The organism is Frankia gtarii (genome assembly GCF_025403375.1).
Lineage (GTDB): Bacteria > Actinomycetota > Actinomycetes > Frankiales > Frankiaceae > Frankia > Frankia gtarii.
Genome location: NZ_JAMPTM010000275.1, coordinates 1 through 8,874 on the forward strand (window position 1 = coordinate 1; position 8,874 = coordinate 8,874).

Below are 8,874 nucleotides of genomic sequence, written 5' to 3' on the forward strand. Positions count from 1 at the left end.
CGCTCGCCCGCCCGATACCCGCCCAGTCCGCCACGTGGACCGGCGCCGACCTCGACGATTTCGGCTACCCCAAACCGCCCCCGGACGATGACCCGCTCACCCTGAACGACCCGTTCACCCCGCATGACCTGATAACCCCGCATGACCCGCGCGACCTGAGCGACCTGGGTGTCCCGACCGGTGCCCAGGTATCCCCCTTTGCCGACACCGTGCCGATGGACGTGACGTCGCTGCGGCGCCCGGCCGAGGGTCAACCGCCAGAAACATCCTGACCGTGCTGACCGTGCGTCGGGGGTCCGGCGTCCGGGGCAGGGCCACCTGCCGCGGACGCCGGACCGTCCGGGTGAAGGCCGGTACATAGACTGCGCTCATGGCCCGGCGCACCCAGTCCCTCGTGGTGGCGTCGGTACTGGCACTGGTGCTTCTCGTTGTGGGCCTGTGGATGCCGGTACCGTTCGTCACTCTGGCCCCCGGGCCGGTCACCGACACGCTCGGCGCCGTCGACGGCACCCGGCTGATCACCATTGAGGGTCGCCGCACCTTCCCGACCTCTGGTCGCCTCGAGCTGACCACAGTCGAGGAGACACCCAAGCTCAACCTGGTCAGCGCCCTGCAGGACTGGGCCAACGGCGACCGAGCGGTCGTTCCCACCGAGCTCATCCGTCCCCCTGGCTCCAGCCAGGAGCAGGTCCAGCAGGAGAACGCCCAGGCCATGCTGGACTCGCAGGACCAGGCCACGGCGGCCGCACTCACCCAGCTCGGCGTCGCGGCCACAGGCCGATTGGTCGCCGTCTACACCATTCCGAGTGGTTCGCCCGCCGCCGGCAGGCTCGCGGCCGGCGACGTGATCACCCAGGTCGACGGTGTCGTTGTGTCGACCCAGGATCAGCTGCGCGCCCAGGTCGGCAAGGTCCGCCCGGGAACGGCCGTCACCGTCACCTACAAGCGGGGTGGCAAGCCGGCCAGCGCCACCATCACCACTCGCCCGGCGCCCGACGACCCGTCCCGGGCCATGATCGGCATCACCACGACCGAGAAGCGGACCTACCCGTTCACCGTCCGCATCCGGCTGTCGGACGTCGGCGGGCCGAGCGCCGGCCTGATGTTCGCCATGGGCATCGTGGATCTGCTCACCCCCGGGCCCCTCACCGGGGGGAAGATCATCGCCGGTACCGGGACGATCACGGCCGCCGGCGAGGTGGGGCCGATCGGTGGCATCCAGCAGAAGGTTCTCGGTGCGAAGGCGTCCGGGGCCTCGGTCTTCCTCGTGCCGGCCGCGAACTGCGCCGACGCCCGTTCGGTGGACTCCGCCGGCGCGCCCCGGCTGGTGAAGGTCGACACCCTGGCCGGCGCCGTGAAGGCGGTCGACGCGCTGCGGACCAGTCCGGCGGCGAGCGTGCCGTCCTGCTGAGCGGTCCGATCACCGGGGCCGCCCGGGTGGGACGTGCGGACGGCCCCCGGGCCACGCGGGTCGCCGGCCGCCCCACCGGGCGGTCGAGGTCACTGGAACGTCGCGAGCAGCCCGTCGACGAGGTTGTCGGCCAGGTCGGGATCGACGACAAGCTCGTCGTCCCCGCGTACCCGCAGGCAGGATGCGTGCAGCCCGCTGCGGGTCACCCCGACGGCGAGCCGGACGTCCTGGCGCTCCGGGTGGTTCGCGGCCCAGTACTCGATCTCGTGGTCGGAGTACGGCGCCTCCTCCTCCGCGCTCGGCGGGAGGACGACGAGCTCGGTCACCAGCACGCAGCCCAGCACCTCAGGCGGCCATCCGATCCCGGCGAGCACCTCGTCGAGCCGGCCCACCGGCAGCGGCTCCTGCTCGACCGGGGTCAGCGAACCAGGCGGCGAATCCCCGATGTGGGGGGCCAGCGCGGGTTCCCGCGCCAGCAGGTCGGCGGTCTCGGCGAGGGCGTAGACCTGGCTGGGTTGGTCCCAGCCGGAGTCCGCCACATGCCGCTCGACCTCAAGTACGACGGAGGTCAACTCCGTGATGTTCGGGCTGCTCACCAACCCATCCTCTCCGATCCGCCATGAGTGCCTGGCGTAGGTTGCCGTACTGAGGCAGTACAAGCCCTCACGTCGGCACCGCCCGGCTGGCAGGTCCGGCGAACCCAGACCCGCCCTTCCGATGAACACCTGACCGTCTCTGACCGCCCGGAGGAACTGTGGCAACGACCAGCCGCCGCCCGGTGCTGACCCGCGCCAAGGTGATCGTCCCGGTGCTGCTGGTCGTCGCCCTTGTGATCGCGTTCTTCACCATCTTCACGCGGCTCTACACGGACCTGCTGTTCTACCGCTCGGTCGATTTCAGCAAGGTCTTCACGACCGTCATCTACACCCGGATCCTGTTGTTCCTCATCTTCGGTGTGGTGATGGCCGTCGTCATCGGGATCAACATCGTACTTGGTTATCGATTTCGGCCGCAGTTGCGCCCGCTCTCCACCGAACAGCAGAACCTCGAACGCTACCGGTCGGCCATCGAGCCGTACATGAAGCTGATCCTTCTCGGCATCGCGGCGGCCTTCGGCCTGGCCGCGGGGCTGTCCGCGTCCGGCCGGTGGCGGACCTGGCTGCTGTGGGTGAACGGCGAGTCGTTCGGGACCAAGGACGCCCAGTTCCACCGGGACATCAGCTACTACGCCTTCACGTACCCGTTCCAGCGCTTCCTGCTCGGCTTCCTGCTGACAGTCGTGCTGCTGTCGCTGTTGGTCACCGTGCTGACCCACTACCTGTTCGGCGGCATCCGGCTGCAGACGCCGGGGGAGCGGGTGACGCCCGCCGCCAAGGCGCACATCTCCGTACTGCTCGGACTGCTCGCGCTGCTCAAGGCCTGGGCCTACTACCTGGACCGGTTCGGCTCGGTGTTCTCCTCGCGCGGGGTGGCCACCGGCGCGTCCTACACCGACGTCCACGCCGTGCTGCCCGCGAAGCTGATCCTGCTGTTCATCTCGCTGGCCTGCGCAGTGCTGTTCATCTACAACATCTTCCAGCGGGGCTGGACGCTGCCGCTGCTCGGCGCGGGGATCCTCGTGCTGTCGTCGGTGGTCATCGGCGGCATCTACCCGGCGTTCATCCAGCAGTTCCAGGTGCGGCCGAACGAGGCGACCCGCGAGCAGCCGTACATCGACCGCAACATCGCGGCGACCCGAGCCGCCTACGGCATCCAGAACGTCAAGCCGCAGCCGTATGCCGCCCGCACCGACGTCAACGCCGCGCAGGTTGCCGCGGACACCGGCACGGTGCCCAACACCCGCCTGCTCGACCCGAGCAAGCTGTCGCGGACCTTCCAGCAGCTCCAGCAGATCCGCGGCTACTACAGGTTCGACAAGACCCTCGACGTCGACCGGTACACCGTGACCGGCGCCGACAAGAAGAAGACCACCCGCGACTACGTCGTCTCCGTGCGGGAGCTCAACCAGGCCGGGCTCGGTGTCGACCAGCGCAACTGGATCAACGAGCACCTCACCTACACCCACGGCAAGGGCTTCGTCGCCGCCCCGTCGAACACTGTCGACGAGGGCCAGCCCGCCTTCGACCAGGGCGAGCGGAACCTCCCCCAGGAGGGGGACTTCGGCGTCAAGGAGAACCGGGTCTACTTCGGCGAGCTGTCGCCGAACTACTCCGTCGTCGGCACCCGCCAGGTGGAGATCGACGGGCCCGGCCCCGGGGCCGACACCCAGGCCACGACCACCTACACCGGCGACGGCGGAGTCTCGATCGGCTCGACCTTCCGCCAGGCCCTGTTCGCGTTGCGCTTCGGCGAGAAGAACCTGCTGCTCTCCGGCGACATCACCAAGAACTCCCGCATCCTGTACGAGCGCAACCCGCGGGACCGGGTCAGCAAGGCCGCGCCCTGGCTCACCCTCGACGGTGACCCGTACCCCGCGGTCGTCGACGGCCGCATCACCTGGATTCTGGACGGCTACACCACGTCCGACGGCTACCCCTACTCCGCCCGGCGGACCCTGGGCAACGTCACCGCCGACTCGGTGACCGCGCAGAGCGGCAACCGCGCCCGGCAGCCCTCCAACCAGGTCAACTACATCCGCAACTCGGTGAAGGCGACCGTCGACGCCTACAACGGCACCGTCACCCTCTACGCCTGGGACGAGTCCGACCCGGTGCTGCGGACGTGGATGAAGGCCTTCCCGGACACGGTGAAGCCGAAGAAGGACATCTCGCCCTCGCTCATGGAGCACCTGCGCTACCCCGAGGACCTGTTCAAGGTCCAGCGTGACCTCATCGGCCAGTACCACGTGTCCGACCCGCGGGACTTCTACTCGCAGGAGGACTTCTGGCAGGTGTCGGACTCCCCCGACGGCAGCGGGCAGCCGCAGCCGCCGTTCTATGTCTACAGCCAGCTACCCGGCCGCTCCGGTCCGTCGTACAACCTGACGTCGCCGCTGATCTCGGCCCGGTCGTCGAAGCTCGCGGCCTACATGGCGGTCTCCAGCGACCCGTCGAACTACGGGCAGTTCACCCTGCTCAAACTTCCACCCGGGGGCACGATCAACGGCCCTGTCCAGGTGCAGAACGCGATCGAAGCGAACGGTGACGTCGCGAACAAACTGACCCTGTGGCGCGGCGCCGGCTCGCAGACCATCGAGGGCAACCTGCTGACTCTGCCGGTCGCGGGCGGGCTGCTCTACGTCGAGCCGTACTACGTCCAGGCCCGCGGCGGCTCGGGCTATCCGACCCTGCAGGGCATTGCCACCGCCTTCGGGGAACGCATCGGCTTCGGCACCTCCCTGGGGGAGGCGCTCGACAAGGTCTTCGGCTCCGGGGCTGGGGCTTCCGCGGCCGGCGCCGGCAGCGGAGCCACCACGGCCACCGGCGGCGGCAGCGAGGGCACCACCCAGGGCGGCGGCACGGGCACCGCCGTAACGGGCGGGACGTCCACGTCCGGACTGCAGGACGCCGTCAACGACGCCGACCGTGCCTACAAGGCCGGTCAGGACGCCCTACGCAAGAACCCGCCGGACTTCAACGCCTACGGTCAGGCGCAGACCGACCTGGCCGATGCGCTGAGTCGACTGCGGCCGCTCGCCAGCCCACCCACGACCCCCCCGGCGGCGAGTCCGACCCCGAGCGGCTCCGCGTCGCCGACACCGACCAGCTCACCGAGGGCCGCGGGCAGCACGACCGCCTCGCCGCAGCAGCCACGGGCGGCGCCCACGTCCGGCTGATACGGGCGGAATGCACCTAGGTACCGCTTTGCGATCTTCGCCCCAAACTTTCCAAAATTAGGGCCGCCATCGGTTTGACATCTGCCGGTGGCGGCCCTGTATAGTAAAGACACACCGACGCGGGGTGGAGCAGCTCGGTAGCTCGCTGGGCTCATAACCCAGAGGTCACAGGTTCAAATCCTGTCCCCGCTACCACAGCGAAGGGGCTCCCGGAGATTATCCGGGAGCCCCTTCGCCATTCTCTGGCTCCTCCGCCGTGTACTTCCGTAGAGACCTGCGCGCCCGCGCTGCCCCTGGGCAATCTGGCATCCGGCTCGTGCGCCGGTCTCGCGCATCTGACTGGGTGTCCGTGCTCACACTGCGGTAGCTGCCCTGTCCTGCTGCCCGACTGGCGCCCTCGACCCGACTGCTCCACCTGTTATCCCGGTCAGATCGTGCCGAGGCCTAACCACGGTTCCAGCCGAAAACCGCGACTAGACCCCGGCACGGCTACGTGATCGGCCGATTACGCGGCTCGCCCGGACCGGCCCCCTGCCTATCCAGAGGGTTCTGCGCTCGATTTATCCCTCTGGGCAGGCAGGCAGGCAGGTCAGGCAGGGCAGGCTCGGGGAGTGCCCGACCGGGACCTGGGCCGGGGAGGTCGTTTGCCGCAGGCGGCCAACCGGTTCGCTCGGCGCTTACGGGCCGGCCCCGGTCGCGGCCGGCTGATCGCCGCTGCGTCAGCGCTGGGGCCGAGGGGTGCGCCAAGGGCTGGCGGGGCGGGCTGCCTCGGCCGCGCGGAGTAGGGCCTGGGCGAGGTGACGGGCTTCGTCGGGATCGAGGTAGGCGGCGGCGAGCGTATCGAGCATCGGGGCGTCCAACCGGAGAAGGATCACCGGTGCCTTGCCTGCGCTCGCCGGAGGCTCGGGCCGCACGGTGATCTCGGCCTGGCCAATGCGAGTAGTCAGTATGCCGTCCTGCGGGTCATGGTGGACCAGCGCCATGCTCACCCCATCATGTCTGGGCCGAGTTGTTTGACAGTCGTTGCACATGTTGGACTCTTGTTGGTACTGCTTGGTTGTTCGAAGGATGGTGTCGGCGGTGTGACTCCGCGGCCCGTTCCCCGCTGCTGGCGCCTCACCCGTGACGATGGGTGCACGTCCACCAGGTCCGGCCCGGAGATGCCTGCGGCCACGGCATATAGCCGTCGTCGCCGTGACTCGCCACTGCCGGTCGCCGTCCCGTTCGTGCCCCCGAACCCCGTTCCACCGCTTGTCGGCCTGTCCCGCGGTGGCCTGTCCCGCGGTGGCCCACCCCGCGGCGGCGCGTCAGCGTGCTCCCCAGGTGTAGGTCTGCTTGACCAGCCGGAGGTAGACGAACGTCTCTGTGGCAAGCACCTGCGGCAGGGCGCGGATCCGAGAGTTGATCAGATCCAGCAGGTGCTCGTCGTCCTCGGCGACGATCTCGACGATGAGGTCGAACGAGCCGGCCGTGAGCACGACGTAGTCGACTTCGGCGAGCTCGGCGATGGTGTCGGCGACCACCCGGGTGTCGCCGGTGACCCGCACGCCGATCATGGCCTCCCGGCGGAAGCCGACCCGCAGCGGATCGGTGACGGCGACGATCTGCATGACCCCGGCATCGAGCAGCCGCTGGACCCGCTGGCGCACCGCCGCCTCGGACAGCCCGACGGCCGCCGCCATCGCCGCGTAGGAGCGCCGGCCGTCCTGCTGGAGCTGCTCGATGATCGCCTTGTTGATGTCGTCCAGCAGCCCGTCCGAGGCGGATCGGTGGCCGGGTGTCCGTCGAGACTGCACCCGGCCACCTCCTCGTCTCACCCGGCGACGCGCCGGTCCGATCGCCGGCCGAAGCGTCGGGCCTCGCCGGCCCGGACTGCGCGGAGGGCGTCCCGCTGTCATCGTATGGCTACGAGTGGACGAACGGGGAAGCGATACCCGAATCGGTTCTTGTCTACGGATTCCATCGCTCAATGGCCAGTCGGGCTACGCTTTCGTTAGGCGCTTGGCTGAAGGGGTGCGTGGACGGTGTCGAATCTGATCGTTTCCGAGGCAAGTGTGATCCAGGCCGCACTGCATGCCAGGACGGCGGAGCTCACCGAGCGGGAGGAGGCCCGGCTACAGGCCCGGACCCACGGTTCCGAACAGATGCACGCGCGGGCGGTGCGGTCGATGACGTCGGGAGTGCCGTCGTCGTACCAGATCCGCGACCCGTGGCCGATCTACCTCACCCGGGGCCGGGGCTCCCTGGTCTGGGACGTCGACGGCAACGAGTACGCCGACTTCCACAACGGCTTCGGGTCGATGGTCCAGGGCCACGCCCATCCCGCGATCGTGCGAGCGGTGACGGAACGGGTCGCCCTCGGCAGCCACTTCGCGATGCCGACCGAGGACTCGGTCGTCGTCAGCGAGGAGCTCGCCCGCCGGTTCGGGCTGCCGCAGTGGCGTTACGTTAATTCCGGCTCCGAGGCGACGATGGACGCCATCCGCATCGCCCGCGGAGTCACCGGCCGCGACACGATCATCAAGATCTTCGGCTCGTACCACGGCCACCACGACTACGTGATGGTGTCGATCGGCACGCCGTACGACGACATCGGCCCGGCGGACAACATGAACTCCCTCGGCTACGGGGCGGGCATCCCGCAGGCCGTCATCGACCTCACCGTGCCGGTCCCGTTCAACGACGCCCCCGCGATGGAACGCCGGATCGAGGCCCTCGCCGCCGAAGGGCGCCTTCCCGCCTGCGTGATCATGGAGGCGGCCATGATGAACCTGGGCGTCGTCCTGCCCGAGCCCGGCTACCTGGAGGCGGTTCGGGAGATCACCGCCCGGCACGGCATCATTCTGATCTTCGACGAGGTCAAGACCGGCCTGTGCGTCGCGGCCGGCGGTGCCACCGAGCGGTTCGGCGTCCGACCTGACATGATCACGCTGGCCAAGGCGCTCGGCGGCGGCCTGCCCTCCGGCGCGATCGGCGCGAGCGCGGAGATCATGGAGATCGTCGCCTCCGACCGGGTGAAGCAGGTCGGCACGTTCAACGGCAACCCGCTGACCATGGCCGCCGCCCGCGCGAGCCTGCTGGAGGTTCTCACCCCCGAGGCCTACGCCCACCTCGACCACCTCAACGACCGCCTGATCGCCGGCTGCGACGAGATCCTCGCCCGCCACGGCATCCCCGGCTACACCGTCGGGATCAGCTCCAAGGGATGCGTGCACTTCACCGACGCGCCCATCCGCGACTACACGTCCTTCATGGCGCACCAGAACGCCGAACTTCCCGAGCTCGCCTGGCTCTACAACGCCAACCGCGGCGTCCTCATGGCACCCGGCCGCGAGGAGGAGTGGACCCTGTCGGTGCAGCACACCGACGCCGACGTCGACCGCTACCTTGACAGCCTCGATCACCTTGCCCGCGACCTCATAGCCTGACGGTCCCGACCGGCCCCGACGGGCGGCCAGCCGTCCCGGCAGTCAACCCGAGCTGGCTCGCCGTGAGAATGTGGTCGGCCCGGCTAACCTGTTGGATCAACCCCTGACCTGCGCAGTTGAACTACTGCCGAACCTCCGCGGGATCGCCGAATTTCCACCCTTCCCCCACGTGGTCGGTGATCACTCCTTGGCGGGATCGCGGTCGACGAGGTGGGATCAGTGGCCGGTGAGGCGGTCGAGGGCCGGGGCGAGGCTGGAGG

Annotated in this window: 7 protein-coding genes and 1 tRNA gene; 5 read left to right on the forward strand and 3 right to left on the reverse strand. The window is 69.2% G+C overall.

From position 1 onward, the window contains the following. Together NBZ83_RS26720 and NBZ83_RS26725 are read left to right on the forward strand one after the other, a co-directional pair. Positions 1–272: hypothetical protein (locus tag NBZ83_RS26720; protein WP_261576021.1), on the forward strand; the 272-nt coding region annotated here is incomplete at its 5' end. Between the two features lie 98 nt (positions 273–370). Next, positions 371–1,411: a YlbL family protein gene (locus tag NBZ83_RS26725; protein ID WP_261576022.1), complete on the forward strand. Its 1,041-nt coding sequence runs from the start codon at positions 371–373 to the stop codon at positions 1,409–1,411. Positions 1,412–1,500: 89 nt separating this feature from the next. On the opposite strand, the gene NBZ83_RS26730 is transcribed toward NBZ83_RS26725, so the two are convergent. Next, positions 1,501–2,007, reverse strand: a complete 507-nt coding sequence (locus NBZ83_RS26730; RefSeq protein ID WP_261564795.1) for a PPA1309 family protein — start codon at positions 2,005–2,007, stop codon at positions 1,501–1,503. 158 nt (positions 2,008–2,165) lie between these two features. On the opposite strand from NBZ83_RS26730, the gene NBZ83_RS26735 reads away from it, so the two are divergent. Next, a complete protein-coding gene (locus tag NBZ83_RS26735; protein WP_261564794.1) occupies positions 2,166–5,186 on the forward strand; it encodes a UPF0182 family membrane protein in 3,021 nt (1,006 codons plus the stop codon). 118 nt (positions 5,187–5,304) lie between these two features. Then, positions 5,305–5,381 (forward strand) — tRNA-Met (locus NBZ83_RS26740). Between the two features lie 524 nt (positions 5,382–5,905). Here NBZ83_RS26740 and NBZ83_RS26745 read toward each other — a convergent pair. Both NBZ83_RS26745 and NBZ83_RS26750 read right to left on the reverse strand, forming a co-directional pair. Beyond that, positions 5,906–6,169: a hypothetical protein gene (locus NBZ83_RS26745; RefSeq protein ID WP_261564793.1), complete on the reverse strand. Its 264-nt coding sequence runs from the start codon at positions 6,167–6,169 to the stop codon at positions 5,906–5,908. 324 nt (positions 6,170–6,493) lie between these two features. Continuing rightward, complete coding sequence (locus NBZ83_RS26750) at positions 6,494–6,982, reverse strand: Lrp/AsnC family transcriptional regulator (protein ID WP_163551453.1); 489 nt, start codon at positions 6,980–6,982, stop codon at positions 6,494–6,496. A 228-nt stretch (positions 6,983–7,210) separates the two neighbouring features. Between NBZ83_RS26750 and NBZ83_RS26755 the strand changes: the two genes are divergently transcribed. Beyond that, a complete protein-coding gene (locus NBZ83_RS26755) occupies positions 7,211–8,614 on the forward strand; it encodes an aspartate aminotransferase family protein (protein ID WP_261564791.1) in 1,404 nt (467 codons plus the stop codon). Positions 8,615–8,874 lie beyond the last annotated feature (260 nt).